A 14,706-nucleotide genomic window follows, 5' to 3' on the forward strand; every position below is an offset into this window, starting at 1 on the left:
TAGCGGCTTTGCCTAGCCGCCGTATTTAGCGGCCGTACCTGACCGCGGTGGCCGTACTTGATGCGCCGCAACAGAATCTCCGGCGCGCGGCACTTCAGAGCCCGAGCGCGAGCCGGAGTTGGGGGGCGAAAGTGAAACAGTCCTGAGTGGCGAGCCTCGGCAACGAGCACGACTGCCGTCGCCGAGGCCTACCACTTTTGGCGGCCTTGCCTGGCCACCGTACCTAGCGTTGGCGACCGTAAGTGAGGCGCCGCAACAGGATCTCGGCTGGGCCGCGGCAGGAGCGGCGTTGCATGAGATACGCGCCCACCACGGACAACACCCACACGCCCAGTCCGCAGCCGGCGGCGATGAACGTTGTGCTGCCCCGGCCGTCGCCGAGGGCGAGCAGGAACGGTGAAGCCAGGACCAGCCACGCCACCGTCTGGAAGAGGTAGCCGCTGAGCGAGCGCTGGCCCAGTGCCGCGACGGCGCCGATCACCAAGTTGTCGCGCGGTGCCGCCATGGTCTTCGACAGCCGGTGCGCGAGCAGTCCGAACAGGCAGAGGTAGCCGATGCCACCGAAGAAGCCGGAACCTTCGTAGAGCAGCTTGATCGCCGGGCCGATGGCCGGGTCGACGGTCAGGAACCCGCCGCCGAGCAGGCCCATCGGCAGCCCGCCCAGCACGGCGACACCGAGGCCGAAAACCGCCCCGAGGCGCAGCCCGCGCAGGTGCTTCGCGGGCTCCTCCAGCACGCGCCGTCGTGCGGCCCAGGCGCCGACCCATACGAACAGGATGAACGGCAGCATGCTGAGCACGGTCCCCGGCCATTCCGTGAGCCGGTCCGCCACCGCCGTGCCGAAGCTGCCGGCCGCCATCGAGGGAGAGTCCTGGGTGGGGGCCGTGGACAGCCCGGACGTGCCGGTCGCCAGTCCGGTCACCACGACCACAGCCAGCACGACGACGGCGCAGGCGGCGAAGCCGAGATACCAGAGCGGCACCCGGTAGAGCCGGTCCCCGCGGCGCAGCAGGAGCAGGGTGAACACGATCCCGACCAGTCCGTACGCGCCGAGGATGTCCCCGGCGAACAGCAGGATCCCGTGCACCAGCCCGAAAACGAACAGCCACGCGTTGCGCCGGACCAGCACGCGGCGCACCGCGGCCGGCGCGCTCCCCGCCGCCTCCTGCCGTCGCGCGAGCTGGACCAGCGCGTAGCCGAACATGATCGCGAACAGCGGGATTCCCCTGGAGTGCACGAACAGGAACAGGAACACCGTGTAGACGCCCTCCGCGCCGTCGGGTGTCTTGTCCAGCCCTGGCCCGGTCGCGAAGAAGACCGAAGCGCTGTTGGCCAGCGCGATGATCAGCAGCATCGCCCCACGCGCCAGGTCGGGCGCCAGAGCGCGTTCGCCCGGGCGCACCGGGCCGCGGACGGCTCTCGGCGCGGCGGGATGGGTCTCAGTAGCCATGGTTTCCCCCGATAGTCATTAGTGTACGTCGGATACTATCCCATGGATACTAAGTCGTGCGCAATGATGGCCGGCAGAGGTCGTCGATTCACCGGAGGAAGCGGACCGTGACGGAGACAGGGAAGGTGCCCGCGGTGCTGGCGCGCCTGTGGCGGCTGCCGGCCGGGCCGCGGCTCGGCCGTCCCGCCGAGCTGGACGTGGACCGGGTCGTGCGCGCGGCGGTGGACCTGGCCGACCGCGACGGGCTGGACGGCGTCACGCTGCTGAAGGTCGCGCAGGAACTGGGTGTCACGAAGATGTCCCTGTACCGGCACGTCGGCTCGAAGGGCGAGCTGTTCGGGCTGATGGCGGACTTCGCCACCGGCGCGCCCCCGGAGATCGACGCCCCGGACTGGCGCGAGGAGGCCCGCCAGTGGGCGCGCGCCCACCGCGACATCTACCGGCGACGGCCGTGGATGGTGCACCTGCCCGTTTCGGGCCCGCCCGGTGGTCCCCACGCGATCGGCTGGATGGACACCCTGCTGCGCGTGCTGCGCGGCACCGGCCTCGACTGGGCGACAAAGGTGAGCGTGCTGAACCTGCTCGGCGGCTACGTCCGCCAGTCCGCCCTGGTGACGCAGCAGTTGGCCGAGGGCCGCCGAGACTCCGGCCGCGAACAGGCCGAGATCGAACAGGACTACGGCCGGTCACTGATCCACCTGGTAGACCACAACCGCTTCCCGGACGCGGCGGAGCTCTTCGCCTCCACCCTGTTCGAAGCGCCCGGTGCCGCGGCTGGAGACACAGACCCGGGGGGCCGGGAGTTCGAATTCGGCCTGGACCTGATCCTCGACGGCCTCGCCGCAACCATCGCCAGGGTCTCCGCCGCCGGATGACGGCTGCGCGGACCGCCCGCAGCGGCCGGATCGGCCTGCGTTGGCGGAACCGCCCTCCGGCGGCGGGATCAGCCTGCGGTGCGGGATCGGCCTGCGGCGGCGGGAGCGGGACTGGCCCGGGGTGGCTGAACCGGCCCGTGGCGGTGGGGACTGGCCTGCGGCAGCTGCGGCGGGACAGGCCTGGGGGGTGGCGGTTCGGACCGCCGTGGCGGGATCGGGCGCGTGTTGGCGGGATCGGGCGGGGGGCGGTGCGGAACTGGGCCGCGTCCCGAATGCCTTGCGTGTCAACAAAAAAAGCCCGGGCCGGCCGGCGCAGTGCCGACCGGCCCGGACCGGGCCTCAGAACCTCAAAGCCTCAGAACTTCAAGAGCCTCAAGACCACCAACCGCAGAACTCAAACTCAGCCGAGGTCGAAGCGGTCGTTGCTCATCACCTTGTCCCACGCGGCCACGAAGTCGCGCGCGAACTTTTCCTTGGCGTCGTCGCTGGCGTAGACCTCGGCGAGGGCGCGCAGTTCCGAGTTGGAGCCGAACAGCAGGTCGACGCGGCTGCCGGTCCACTTGACCGCACCGGAGGCGTCGCGGGCTTCGAAGCTTTCCGGGTGCGGGCCGTCTTCCGCGGGCTTCCACTCCGTGCCCAGGTCGAGCAGGTTGGCGAAGAAGTCGTTGGTCAGCGTGCCCGGGGCCGAGGTGAACACGCCCGCCTTGGACTGCTGGTGGTTCGCGCCCAGCACCCGCAGGCCGCCGACGAGCACGGTCATCTCCGGGGCGCTCAGGTTCAGCAGGTTGGCGCGGTCGACCAGCAGGTACTCCGACGGCAGCCGGTTGCCCTTGCCGCGGTAGTTGCGGAAACCGTCGGCCGACGGCTCCAGCGGCGCGAACGACTCGGCGTCGGTCTGCTCCTGCGACGCGTCGGTGCGGCCCGGGGTGAACGGCACCGGCACCTCGAAGCCGGCGTCCTTCGCGGCCTTCTCGACCGCGGCGACGCCGCCCAGCACGATGAGGTCGGCCAGCGAGATCTTCTTCCCGCCGGTCTGCGCGCTGTTGAACGACTCCTGGATGCCCTCGAGCGTGCTGAGCACCTGGGTCAGGGTCTCGGGCTCGTTGACCTCCCAGCCGCGCTGCGGCTCGAGGCGGATGCGCGCGCCGTTGGCGCCACCGCGCTTGTCACTGCCGCGGAACGTCGAGGCCGAAGCCCACGCGGTCGAGACGAGCTGCGCGACGGTCAGGCCCGAGCCGAGGATCTGGGCCTTGAGGTCCGCGATCTCGGCGTCGCCGACCAGCTCGTGGTCGACGGCCGGGACGCGGTCCTGCCAGATCAGCTCCTCCTGCGGGACGAGCGGGCCGAGGTAACGCTGGATCGGGCCCATGTCGCGGTGGGTGAGCTTGAACCAGGCGCGGGCGAACGCGTCGGCGAACTGGTCCGGGTTCTCGTGGAACCGCCGGGAGATCTGCTCGTACACCGGGTCGACGCGCAGCGCCAGGTCGGTGGTCAGCATCATCGGCGGGCGCACGAGCTCACCGGTCTCGGGGTCCGGGATGGTGTTCGCCCCGGCGCCGTCCTTCGCCACCCACTGGTTGGCGCCGGCCGGGCTCTTCGTCAGCTCCCACTCGTAGCCGAACAGGTTGTCGAAGAACTGGTTGCTCCAGCGCGTCGGCGTGGTGGTCCAGGTGACCTCGAGGCCGCTGGTGATCGCGTCGCGGCCCTTGCCGCTGCCGAAGGAGTTCTTCCAGCCGAGGCCCTGCTCCTCGAGCGGGGCGCCCTCGGGCTCCGCGCCGACGTGCTCGTCCGCGTCGGCCGCGCCGTGGGTCTTGCCGAAGGTGTGCCCGCCGGCGATCAGCGCGACGGTCTCCTCGTCGTTCATCGCCATGCGGCCGAAGGTCTCGCGGATGTCGCGCGCCGAGGCGAGCGGGTCCGGGTTCCCGTTGGGGCCCTCGGGGTTGACGTAGATCAGGCCCATCTGGACGGCGGCCAGCGGGTTCTCCAGCTCGCGGTCGCCGGTGTAGCGCTCGTCGCCGAGCCAGGTGCGCTCCGGGCCCCAGTACACGTCCTCGTCGGGCTCCCACACGTCCGCGCGGCCGCCGGCGAAGCCGAAGGTCTTGAAGCCCATGGTCTCCAGGGCGCGGTTGCCGGTGAAGATCATCAGGTCGGCCCACGAGATCTTGCGGCCGTACTTCTTCTTGACCGGCCACAGCAGCCGGCGCGCCTTGTCCAGGTTGCCGTTGTCCGGCCAGCTGTTCAGCGGCGCGAAGCGCTGCATGCCGGCGCCGGCCCCGCCGCGGCCGTCGTCGATGCGGTAGGTGCCCGCGCTGTGCCACGCCATCCGGATCATCAGCGGGCCGTAGTGGCCGAAGTCGGCGGGCCACCAGTCCTGCGAGGTGGTCAGCACGGCGTCGACGTCGGCGGCCAGCGCGTCGAGGTCGACGGTCTGGAACTCGGCCGCGTAGTCGAAGTCGCTGTCCATCGGGTCGGCCACGGCCGGGTGCTTCCGCAGGATCTTCAGGTTGAGCTGGTTGGGCCACCACTCACGGTTGCTGCCGCCCTCGGTGGGGTGGCCGAAGCGCCCGGCCGAGACCGGGCAGCCGCCCGCGCTCTCCTCGTTCATCTCGCCGACGACGGCGTCAGGGCTGTCAGACACAGAAATCCTTCCGGTTTCGGTGGTGGTGCTCAGGATGTGAGCGCGGTGCAGTCGGGACACAGGCCCCAGAAGATGACCTCGGCTTCGTCGATCGTGAACCCGTGATCATCGGAGGCAGTCAAGCAGGGCGCGGGACCCACGGCGCAGTCGACGTCGGCCACCACCCCGCACGAGCGGCACACGACGTGGTGATGGTTGTCCCCGACGCGCGCCTCGTACCGCGCGACGGAGCCCGGCGGTTCGATCCGCCGCAGCAGGCCCGCGGTGGTCAGTGCCCGCAGCACGTCGTAGACGGCCTGGTGGGAGACCCCGCCGAGGTCGTCCCGCACGACGCCGATGATCGAATCGGTGTCGGCGTGCGGGTGGTCGTGGACCGCGGACAGCACTGCCAGGCGTGGGCGGGTCACGCGCAGGGAGACCCCGCGCAGCATCCGCTCGAAGTCCGAAGCCGTGGGCACGGCCGAAGTCTGCCGCATTTTCTGGAGTCAATCAAGTTCAGCGGCCGATGCGCGAGTCGTTCGGGTGACATACGGGCGTGGATTCGCGAGCTTTCGGCCGTGATGTCCGGCGAGCGGCCGGACCAGACGACTCAAGCAATGCGGCGCGGCCGGCTCAGTCGGAAGGCCCGCGCAGGGTCAGCATCACCCGGAGCACGTGCTCGACGGCGGCCGGGAACACCGCGGCGCGCAGCTCGCCGCGGGTGGCCAGGTTCCGGGCGGCGAAGTCCAGCATGTGGTCCGGACCCAGCCGCCGGACCAGCACCGCGGCCAGTTCCTCCAGCTCCAGGCCCGGGTGGTCCAGCCGGGTCAGGGCGAGCTCGACGATGAGTTCCTCGTCGGTCATCGTCCCCGGTTCCGAGCCGGGCGGCCCACCCGGGCCTGTTTCGCCTTGGTCCTGTTCCACACCGTCGAGCTTAGCGATTTTCCGGCGGTGGCCGGTCGGTCAGGCGCGCGGGTCGAACGGGATGCCGCTGGGCTTGGCCGCGGTGAGCAGGTCCTCGAACCGGCCGTCGCTGATCTTGATGGTGGCGGCGCCGAAGTCCGCGCTCATCAGCTTGTCCCGCAGCGCGGTGCTGGGCCAGCCGTCCCAGCCGACGATCGGGGGCTGGCGCCAGGTGTGGTAGTAGTTCTCCGGCGGCTCGTCGTTCCCGTTGGCCAGGCGGAAGAAGTGCGTGCCGATGCCGTCCTTGTGGTAGACGGCCTTGGGGTGCGTGCCGTCGAAGAGCACCTGCGAGCGCGGGTAGGTGACCTGGCTGCTGTGCTGGGTGGTGCTCACGTACTCGACCTGGTTGGTCGACTGGTTGATCCAGGAGATCACGTGCTCCCAGTCGTGCCGGTGGCCGCCGAGGCCGCTGCCGTCGACGGCCTGGTCCTTCTCGAAGTAGCTGGCGTAGATCACCGCGCACCAGCCCTGGTTGCACTTCGACCGGGCGTAGGTCTGCGAGTTGTCCAGGTCGGACTGGTCGTGGCAGTTGCCGTTGACCGCGCCGGTGGTGTTCAGCCCCGGCGCGAGGGTGCCGTCCGGCCCGATGGCGGGGGTGGCGTAACAGCCGTCGCCGTCGTAGTCGTAGGCCGGGGAGAACGAGGCCTCGTAGCCGTTCGCGTTCTGCGGCAGGTTGTGCGGCGGGTCGGCGTACGCCGCCGACACGGGGACCAGCACCGCCAGTGCGGTGAGGCCGAGCACCGTCCCGATCCGGGAGCGCACGCGCCTGGCCGATAGCTTCGTCATGTCTGTTTCCTTGCCTCGACGCCGTTTTACCTGGGTCCTTTCTCCCGGTCCGGCGGCGGTCCTGTCCAGGCCAGGCCCGCTCAGCGGGAATGAAAAAACGGCCAACCCCAGTGAAACGGCCGGGTCAGGCCCGGTCGGCCGGCGCGAGGTCGATCCAGTAACGGCGCACCGGGCGGGCGGTTTCGAGCACCCCGCCGTTGAGCTCGATCGTCTTGGCGGAGGCCAGGTTTCCCGCCTCGCAGACCAGCAGGACCCGGCGCAGGCCCGCGGCGCGCGCGAGGCCGAGCATGCGGCCCAGCGCCCACGAGGCCAGGCCGCGGCGGCGCGCGGACGGGCGGATGCCGTAGCCGATGTGGCCGGCCCGGCGGGTGAAGTCGTCGTCGCGGTGCCGCAGCGCGATCCCGCCGAGCACCCGGCCGTCCTCGACGATCCACCGGAACGTGCAGCGCGCGCGGGCCGGGTCCGGCTCGTCGGCGAGCGACGCCACCCAGGCCGCGAATCCGGACGGCGACTCGACTTCGTCGTCGGGGTCCAGCCCGAACCCGTCCTCGTGCGTGCCGGGGCCCCACTCGTGGTGCGCCTCCAGCCAGGCCGCGTGCAGCCGGGCGGTGGGCGCGATCAGCTCGGGCATGAGCCGAGGCTACCGGGGCAGGGGCGGGGTTTCAGTGCACCAGCACGATCTTCCCGCGCGCGTGCCGGCTTTCGCTCAGTTCGTGCGCGGCCGCGGCTTCGGTGAGCGGGAACGCCGCGGCGACCGGGATCCGCAGCCGTCCCTCGTCGGCGAGTTTCACTGCCAGCGCCAGCGCGTGCACGGCGAGGGGATCGGCGTTGCCCATGGTCTTGCCGGTTTCGTCGGACGGCGCGCCGTGCGACAGGTGCACGCCGTGGGCCGCCGCGGTGGTGTCGGCGATCGTCACGACCCGCGCGGCGCCCGCGATGGCGACGAGGTCGGGCAGAGAACCGCCGGCGCAGTCGAACACCGCGTCCACTCCGGACGGTGCCAGCGCGTGGATTCGTTGCTGCAGACCGGTTCCATAGGTCGTCGGCACCGCGCCGAGGGAACGGAGGAACTCGTGGTTGCGTTCGCTCGCCGTGCCGATGACGGTGGCCCCGCGGGCGACCGCGAGCTGGACGGCGACCGTGCCGACCCCGCCGGCCGCGCCCTGCACCAGCACGGTGTGCCCGGCGCCGACTCCCAGCCGGTCCAATACCCGGGTGGCCGACTCGACGGCTCCCGCGGCGCCGCCCGCTTCTGCCCAGCTCCACGCGGACGGTTTGGGGGCCCAGGCGGACAGGGCGGCGAAGTCGGCGTTGGCGCCGCGCGCGGTCATCGTGGTCCAGCCGAACACCTCGTCGCCGATGGCCACGCCGGTGACGCCTTCGCCGACCTCGTCCACGACTCCCGCGGCGTCGAACCCGGTCCGGTAGGGGAACTCCGGCGTCACCGCGTCCCGCATCGCCCCGGAGCGGATACGGACCTCGCCGGCCGAAAGCCCGGAGGCCCGTACGGCGATGCGGATTTCACCCGGTCCGGCGTGCGGCTCCGCCACTTCGGCGACGCGTATTACTTGGGTGGCCGGACCGTAACCGGTGAATTCGATGGCTCTCATGAATCGAACGTAACCAGGGCACTCCGCCCGGTTGGCTAAAGTGAGAGTGGTGACGGCTCAAGTGGGAACGCGGCTCCGCTCGGACGCCCGCGACAACCGCGGGCGCATCCTCGCCGCTGCCCGCGCCGCCTTCGCCGCGGAGGGCTTCGCGGTGCCGATCCGCGAGATCGCCCGCCGTGCCGGGGTCGGCGTCGCGACCGTCTACCGGCACTTCGAGACCAAGGAAGCCCTGCTGGCCCAAGCTTTCGCCGACGAGCTGACGCCGTGCTCGGCGATCGTCGAGGAGGGCCTCGCCGCGGCCGACCCGTGGCGCGGGTTCAGCCTGGTGATCGAGCGGCTGATGGAGGTCCACGCCCTCGACCGGGGCCTCGCGCGTGTGTTCACGGCGCGGTTCCCGGCCCCGGCCGAATTCGCCGAGGACCGCAACCGGACGCTGCGCCTGCTGCTCGAACTGGTGCGGCGCGCCAAGGAAACGGGCGCCCTGCGCGCGGACTTCGTGCTGGAGGACATCAGCCTGGCCCTGATGGCGAACGAGGGCATCCGCGCCGAGTCGCCGCAGGCCAGAGTGGCGGCTTCGCGGCGGTTCGCTGCGCTGATGATCCAGTCCTTCCAGGCGGAACCGGTGGTGGCCGCGCTTCCGCCGGCGGTGCGGTTGCCGGTTTCGCGGCGCACCAAGAGCTCGTGAGTGTTCAGGACGGTTAGAACCGTCCTGAACACTCACGAGCTTTACTTCAGCTGCGCCCCCAGCCGCTGGGCCGCGGCGACGACCAATCGCCCCAGCCGGTCCGGGTCCGGGGCCTCGAACAGCGAGAGCCCGATGCTGGTCTCGGCCGTGTCGCGGCCGGTCGGGACCACGGCGGAGATCCCGGTGATGCCCGGCGCTATCTCCCCGGTCGACACGGCGTAACCGCGTTCACGCGCCCGCGCCACCTCTTCGCGCTCGTCCGGGAGCGCGGGGTGGGCCGCGAGCATGGCCAGCCCGGCCGAGCCGCGGCCGATCGGGTCCAGCTGGCCGGAGCGGAAGGCGACGTGCATTCGCGCCTGGCGCGGCTCGACGATCATCAGCATCCGGACCTGGTCCGCGTTCTCGCGCACGACCAGGTGCGCCGAGGCCTCGGCCGCGTCCGTCAGCTCCTCCAGCACGGGGCGGGCGAGCGTCCGCAGGTCCTGCTCGACCGGCTCGGCCAGGCGCACCAGGCCGGTGCCCAGCGAGATTCGCTTGAACCGGTCCCGGCGGCAGAGGTGGTGCGCCTCGAGCGTGCGGACCAGCCGGTGCGCGACCGTCCGGTGCACCCCGATGCCCTCGGCGATCTCGGTCAGCGACAGCCCCTGCGGGTGCGTGACCAGCAGCTCCAGCACCTGCAGCCCGTGGTGCAGCGTTTTGGACGTGCCCGACGCCGGAGCGTCCAAGGCCCCGCCCGGATCCGGAATGGACACACGACTCCCTTGACTACCGCCGATGGCGCGACCTACTGTCTCCATCATATTCGCACACTGCGTGCGAATATAGCACGTTCGCCGGCGACGGGACAACGGAGGTTCCGCATGACAGAAGAAGTCGCAGCCGCGGACGTGCTTGCGGTGCACCAGCTCTACGGCCGCCAGAGCCACGCGATCGACTCGGGCCGCGCGCACGAGTGGGCCGCGACCTTCACCCCGGACGGCGAGTTCGTCTCGCCCAGTTACCCGGCGCCGTCGGTCGGAACGGCGGAGCTGGTCGCGTTCGCTGAGCGGTTCCACGCCGGTTGCCTGGCTTCGGGCGAGACGCTGCGGCATGTGATCAGCACCGTCGACGTCCGCCCGGGCTCCACAGAGGACGAGCTGTCCGCCCGCGGGTACCTGCAGATCATCGGCGGGTCCCCGTCGCGGCTGCACCGGCTGACCGTGGTCGCCGACGAACTGCGCCGCACCGCCGACGGCTGGCGGATCCGGCGTCGCACCGTCCACCGCGACGCTTGAACAGCCGCAGTACCAAAGAAAAAGGAGAACAAGAGCCATGACGAGCTACGAGCCCACCGGCCCCGGGCGGGTGCTGCACCAGCCGGTGACCGCCCGCTACCCGGAGCTGCCGGGCAAGGTCGCGGTGATCACCGGCGCGGCCCGCGGGATGGGCGCCCGGTTCGCGGCCGGACTCGCGACGCAGGGCGTCGACGTCGTCGCGGGCGATATCAACGGCGAAGCCATGACCGCCACCGCGGAAGAACTCAACGCGGCTACCGATTCGCTGGAGGACAAGCCCGGCCGGATCGTCGCGTCCACTGTGGACGTCACGAAGCCCGGGGACCACCTCGCGCTGGCGCAACGGGCGGTCGAGGAGTTCGGCCGCATCGACTTCTGGGTCAACAACGCCGGGATCTTCCCGTTCGCGGAGGTCGCGGACATCTCCGCCGAGCAGATCCGCGCGACCCTGTCGGTGAACGTCGAGGGCGTGCTGTTCGGCGCCCAGGCGGCGGCCGCGCACCTACCGCCCGGCGGCGCGATCGTGAACATGTCCTCGGTGTCCGCCGTCCGCGTGCGCCGGGGCCGCGGCGCCTATTGCAGCTCCAAGGCCGCGGTCGCGCACCTGACCGAATCGCTCGCGGTCGAGCTGGGGGACCAGGGGATCCGCGTCAACGCGATCGCGCCCGGCTACATCGACACCGAGATGACGCGGTGGATCCAGGACGACGCCCCGGCGCTGGCGAAGGCGCTCGAAGCCGTGCCGCTGCACCGGATCGGCTCACCGGAGGAGGTCTTCGGGGTGCTGCTGTTCCTGCTTTCGGACAGCGCGCGGTACGTCACCGGGCACAGCATCGCGGTCGACGGCGGCTCCCGGCATGTCTGAGGCCCGCGAAGCGGTGCGTTACCCGGACGTCGTGCTGGTCACCGGCGCGGCGAACGGGATGGGCGCCGGCCACGCCCGCGCGCTCGGCGCCCGCGGGGTGCACGTGTGCGCCGCGGACGTGGCCGACGCGTCCGGGGTCGTCGGGGAGATCACCGCCGCGGGCGGCTCGGCGTCGGCGCACTCGCTCGACGTCACCGATCCCGCGCGGTGGGCGGCGCTGGTCGACGAGATCCGCGTCGACCACGGCTCGCTCGGCGGGCTGGTCAACAACGCCGGCATCTCCCGGCGGCTGGAGTTCATGGACACCACCACCGAGGTCTGGGACCGGGTGCTGGCGGTCAACCTGTCCGGCCCGTTCCACGGAATACGGGCCGCGGCGCCGCTGATCCGCGACTCCGGCGGCGGCTCGATCGTCAACATCTCGTCGATCTCCGGGCAGATCGGCTACTTCTCGCCCGCGTACTCCTCGAGCAAGTGGGGCCTGACCGGGTTGTCGAAATCCGCGGCCGGAAACCTGGCCAGCTGGGGCATCCGGGTCAACTCGGTGCACCCCGGCCTGGTCGGCACCGCCCTGCTGGCCACAGCGGAGGCGTTCGTCGAGTCCGCTGTGGACAGTATCCCCGCGGGCCGGATGGGCACGCCGGAGGAGATCACCGACGCGGTGCTCTTCCTGCTCTCGGACCGCTCCACCTACCTGACCGGGAGCGAGGTCACGGTCGACGGCGGCCTGGTCTCCAACGGTCTCTACCACCGCATCCTCGCGGGAGCCGGAGGTGACCTCGGATGAGCGAGAACCAGGTCGACGTCGTGGTGATCGGGGGCGGCGGGGCGGGGCTCGCCGCCGCCGTCTCCGCGGCCGAGCACGGCGCGTCCGTGCTGCTGTTCGAAGCCGAGCGCGAGCTGGGCGGTTCGACGCAGCTGTCCGCGGGCATGCTGACCGCGGCCGGCACCAGCGTGCAGGCCGGGCTCGGCGTCGAGGACAGCGCGGAGAAGTTCTTCCAGCACTACCAGGACCTCAACCAGTGGCTGCTGAAACCCGGCCTGGTGCGCGCGTTCTGCGAGCACGCCGGGCCTTCGGTCGAATGGCTGCTCGGGCTCGGCGTCGAGATTCCCGCGAAGGTGTCGCACGACGCGCACACGCCGGGGCTGACCCGGGCGGGCGTGGAGGACGTCTGGCGCGGGCACGTGCCGAAGGACCAGGGGTACGGGCTGGTCCAGGTGCTCGACCGGGCGCGGCGGCGGCTCGGCGTCGAGGCGGTGCTGAACACCCGCGTCGAACGGTTGCTGGTCGACCGCGGCCGGGTCACCGGCGTGGTCGCGGACGGGATCGACGTGCGGGCCGGCGCGGTGGTCGTGACCACCGGCGGGTTCGCCCAGGATCCCGCGCTGCGCGCCCGGTACTACCCGGACGCCGAGGCGGCGGGGGAAGACCTGTTCGTCGTCGCGGCCCCGGGTTCGCGCGGCGACCACTTCGGGTTCGGCGAGCAGGTCGGCGCGTCCGTCACGGGTGAGGACTGGGGCCTGCTGCTGCCCACGGCCTACTTCCAGCGGCTGCACCACTGGCAGTCCGGATTCCCGCCGCTGTCCCGGGTCCTGGTCAACTCCCGCGGCCGCCGCTTCATGGACGAGGACGCCTCGTACGCGGTGTCCAGCGGCATCATCACCGCCCAGAACGGTCCCGTGTGGACGGTCTTCGACGAGCGCGCGCGGGCCGGTCTGCCCCCGGGGTACGCGCACTGGGACGCCGCGCACGTGCTCGCCGAAGCCGACGCCGGGCGCACCTTGCGCGCGGACACCCTCGAGGAGCTGGCCGGGAAGATGGGCGTGCCCGCGGACGCCCTGCGCGCGACCGTCGAGCGCTGGAACACCCAGCTCCCGGCCGGCGGCGAGGACCCGGAGTTCCTGCGGCACCGCACCTTGGCGGCCAAGGGCGTGACCCGGCCGCCGGAGCCGATCGGGCAGCCGCCGTTCCACGCGGCGCGCACGTTGCCCGCCGAGCTGGTCTGCACCCACGCGGGCCTGGAGATCAACGCCGGTGCCGAAGTCCTCGACGAGCGGGGGAACCGGGTCCCCGGGCTGTTCGCCGCGGGGGAGGCGGGCGCCGGGGTGCTCGGCCCGCGGTACGTCGGGGGCGGCAACGCCGTCGCCAACGCCATCACCATGGGCCGGATCGCCGGCCGCGCCGCTTCGGGAACTGCTTCGGGAACTTGAGCGCCACCCAGAGTTTTCACTCACCGTCGAGGAGAAACCACATGTCCGTGCACACCGGCCCCGCCCCGGCCGACAGCGAGCTGGGGAGGCGCACCGTCCGCAAGGTCGCGGTGCGGATCATGCCGATCATCGGCCTGCTCTACGTCTTCAACTACATGGACCGGGCCAACATCGGCTACGCCCAGCTCGGCATGGCCAAGGAGCTGACCATCACCGCCGCGACGTTCGGCGCCGCGTCGGCGATCTTCTTCCTGGCCTACGTCGTGTTCGAGATCCCCAGCAACATGGTGATGAAGAAGGTCGGCGCGCGGCTGTGGCTGAGCCGCATCGCGGTCAGCTGGGGCATCGTGACCGTGCTGACCGGGTTCGTCGCGAGCGTGACGCACCTGGTCATCGCGCGGATCCTGCTCGGCGTCGCCGAGGCCGGGCTGTTCCCGGGGCTGCTGCTGTACCTGACCCTGTGGTTCCGCGGCAAGGAGCGCGGCCGCGCCATCGCCGCGCTCGCGCTGGCCCAGCCGATCGCGCTGATCCTGGGCAGCCTCACCGGCGGCTGGATCCTCGACCACGTGCACTGGCTGAACCTGAGCAGCTGGCAGTGGGTGTTCGTGCTGCAGGGCGTGCCCGCGGTGCTGATCGGCGTGGTCACGTTCTTCTACCTGCCGGACCGGCCCGCCGGCGCGCGGTTCCTGACCAAGGAAGAAAGCACTTGGCTGCAGGCCGAGATCGACAAGGAGTACGTGCCGGAGGAGAAGGAGACCTTCCTCGGCCAGCTGCGCGCGATCCGCGACGGCAAGGTGCTGCACCTGGCGTTCTCGAACCTGTTCATCGCCTGCGGCCTGTACGGGCTGACGTTTTTCCTGCCGCTGATCGTCAAACAGCTCGACCCGAAGTACGCGTCGACCAACATCGGCCTGCTGGGCGCGATCCCGTACGTGGTGGGGGCGGTGGGCATGCTGCTGCTGGCCCGCAACTCCGACCGGACAGGCGAGCGCAAGGGCCACGTGATCGCGCTGGTGCTCGTCGCCGCGGTCGGGTTCTTCGGCGCCATCCAGTTCAAGTCCGTGCCGGTGCTGTCGCTGGTCAGCCTTTCGCTCGCGGCGATCGGCGTGCTCGGCTACCTCGCGCCGTACTGGGCGATGGCGTCGAAGGTGCTGTCGAAGGAGCACACGGCGGTCGGACTGGCGGCGATCAACTCGATCGCCGCGCTGGGCGGGTTCTTCGGGCCCTACGCGATCGGGCTGGCCGCGACCGACACCGACGTCACGGTCGGGCTGTACTTCCCGATCGGCTGCCTGGTGCTGTCGGCGATCATGCTCGCCTTCCTCAAGGTGCCGCGGGAGACCGGGACCCGGGGCGAGCGAAAGTAATTC

15 protein-coding genes are annotated in these 14,706 nt (G+C 71.3%); 7 read left to right on the plus strand and 8 right to left on the minus strand.

The features are described from left to right. Nucleotides 1-223: 223 nt before the first annotated feature. The gene (locus tag OG371_RS34450) at nt 224-1,450 is read right to left on the minus strand and encodes a DUF418 domain-containing protein (protein ID WP_329059836.1); all 1,227 of its coding nucleotides are present in this window, start codon (nt 1,448-1,450) and stop codon (nt 224-226) included. 107 nt (nt 1,451-1,557) lie between these two features. Between OG371_RS34450 and OG371_RS34455 the strand changes: the two genes are divergently transcribed. After that, nucleotides 1,558-2,325 (plus strand): TetR/AcrR family transcriptional regulator, encoded by a 768-nt coding sequence (locus OG371_RS34455; protein WP_329059837.1) that lies wholly within the window; start codon nt 1,558-1,560, stop codon nt 2,323-2,325. 400 nt (nt 2,326-2,725) lie between these two features. Here the strand turns inward: OG371_RS34455 and katG are convergent, their stop codons facing one another. The 6 genes from katG to OG371_RS34485 form a co-directional block, all read right to left on the minus strand. After that, complete coding sequence (katG, locus tag OG371_RS34460; RefSeq protein ID WP_329059838.1) at nt 2,726-4,963, minus strand: catalase/peroxidase HPI; 2,238 nt, start codon at nt 4,961-4,963, stop codon at nt 2,726-2,728. A 29-nt stretch (nt 4,964-4,992) separates the two neighbouring features. After that, on the minus strand, nt 4,993-5,439 hold the full coding sequence (locus tag OG371_RS34465; RefSeq protein WP_329059839.1) for a Fur family transcriptional regulator: 447 nt from the start codon (nt 5,437-5,439) through the stop codon (nt 4,993-4,995). Nucleotides 5,440-5,575: 136 nt separating this feature from the next. Further along, nucleotides 5,576-5,806, minus strand: a complete 231-nt coding sequence (locus tag OG371_RS34470) for a hypothetical protein (protein ID WP_329059840.1) — start codon at nt 5,804-5,806, stop codon at nt 5,576-5,578. Between the two features lie 99 nt (nt 5,807-5,905). Beyond that, nucleotides 5,906-6,691: an NPP1 family protein gene (locus tag OG371_RS34475; RefSeq protein WP_329059841.1), complete on the minus strand. Its 786-nt coding sequence runs from the start codon at nt 6,689-6,691 to the stop codon at nt 5,906-5,908. Between the two features lie 124 nt (nt 6,692-6,815). Then, entirely contained in the window at nt 6,816-7,322 is a 507-nt protein-coding gene (locus tag OG371_RS34480) for a GNAT family N-acetyltransferase (RefSeq protein WP_329059842.1), read from the minus strand. A gap of 31 nt (nt 7,323-7,353) precedes the next feature. Next, nucleotides 7,354-8,301: an NADP-dependent oxidoreductase gene (locus OG371_RS34485; protein ID WP_329059843.1), complete on the minus strand. Its 948-nt coding sequence runs from the start codon at nt 8,299-8,301 to the stop codon at nt 7,354-7,356. 49 nt (nt 8,302-8,350) lie between these two features. On the opposite strand from OG371_RS34485, the gene OG371_RS34490 reads away from it, so the two are divergent. Beyond that, nucleotides 8,351-8,986: a TetR/AcrR family transcriptional regulator gene (locus OG371_RS34490; RefSeq protein WP_329059844.1), complete on the plus strand. Its 636-nt coding sequence runs from the start codon at nt 8,351-8,353 to the stop codon at nt 8,984-8,986. 41 nt (nt 8,987-9,027) lie between these two features. Here OG371_RS34490 and OG371_RS34495 read toward each other — a convergent pair whose 3' ends face one another. Beyond that, nucleotides 9,028-9,738 (minus strand): IclR family transcriptional regulator, encoded by a 711-nt coding sequence (locus tag OG371_RS34495; protein ID WP_329059845.1) that lies wholly within the window; start codon nt 9,736-9,738, stop codon nt 9,028-9,030. Nucleotides 9,739-9,846: 108 nt separating this feature from the next. Here OG371_RS34495 and OG371_RS34500 point away from each other — a divergent pair, with 108 nt between their 5' ends. From OG371_RS34500 to OG371_RS34520, 5 genes are read left to right on the plus strand one after another with little or no spacing between them, the layout of a single operon-like run. Then, nucleotides 9,847-10,260: a nuclear transport factor 2 family protein gene (locus OG371_RS34500; protein WP_329059846.1), complete on the plus strand. Its 414-nt coding sequence runs from the start codon at nt 9,847-9,849 to the stop codon at nt 10,258-10,260. Between the two features lie 37 nt (nt 10,261-10,297). Continuing rightward, the gene (locus tag OG371_RS34505) at nt 10,298-11,125 is read left to right on the plus strand and encodes an SDR family NAD(P)-dependent oxidoreductase (protein WP_329059847.1); all 828 of its coding nucleotides are present in this window, start codon (nt 10,298-10,300) and stop codon (nt 11,123-11,125) included. Next, nucleotides 11,118-11,912 (plus strand): SDR family NAD(P)-dependent oxidoreductase, encoded by a 795-nt coding sequence (locus OG371_RS34510; RefSeq protein WP_329059848.1) that lies wholly within the window; start codon nt 11,118-11,120, stop codon nt 11,910-11,912. Before OG371_RS34505 ends, OG371_RS34510 begins: the two co-directional genes overlap by 8 nt. Next, entirely contained in the window at nt 11,909-13,336 is a 1,428-nt protein-coding gene (locus tag OG371_RS34515; protein WP_329059849.1) for an FAD-dependent oxidoreductase, read from the plus strand. The genes OG371_RS34510 and OG371_RS34515 overlap by 4 nt, the downstream gene beginning before the upstream one ends. 41 nt (nt 13,337-13,377) lie before the next feature. Then, complete coding sequence (locus OG371_RS34520; protein ID WP_329059850.1) at nt 13,378-14,703, plus strand: MFS transporter; 1,326 nt, start codon at nt 13,378-13,380, stop codon at nt 14,701-14,703. Nucleotides 14,704-14,706 lie beyond the last annotated feature (3 nt).

It is taken from the genome of Amycolatopsis sp. NBC_01480, from assembly GCF_036227205.1.
Taxonomy (GTDB): domain Bacteria; phylum Actinomycetota; class Actinomycetes; order Mycobacteriales; family Pseudonocardiaceae; genus Amycolatopsis.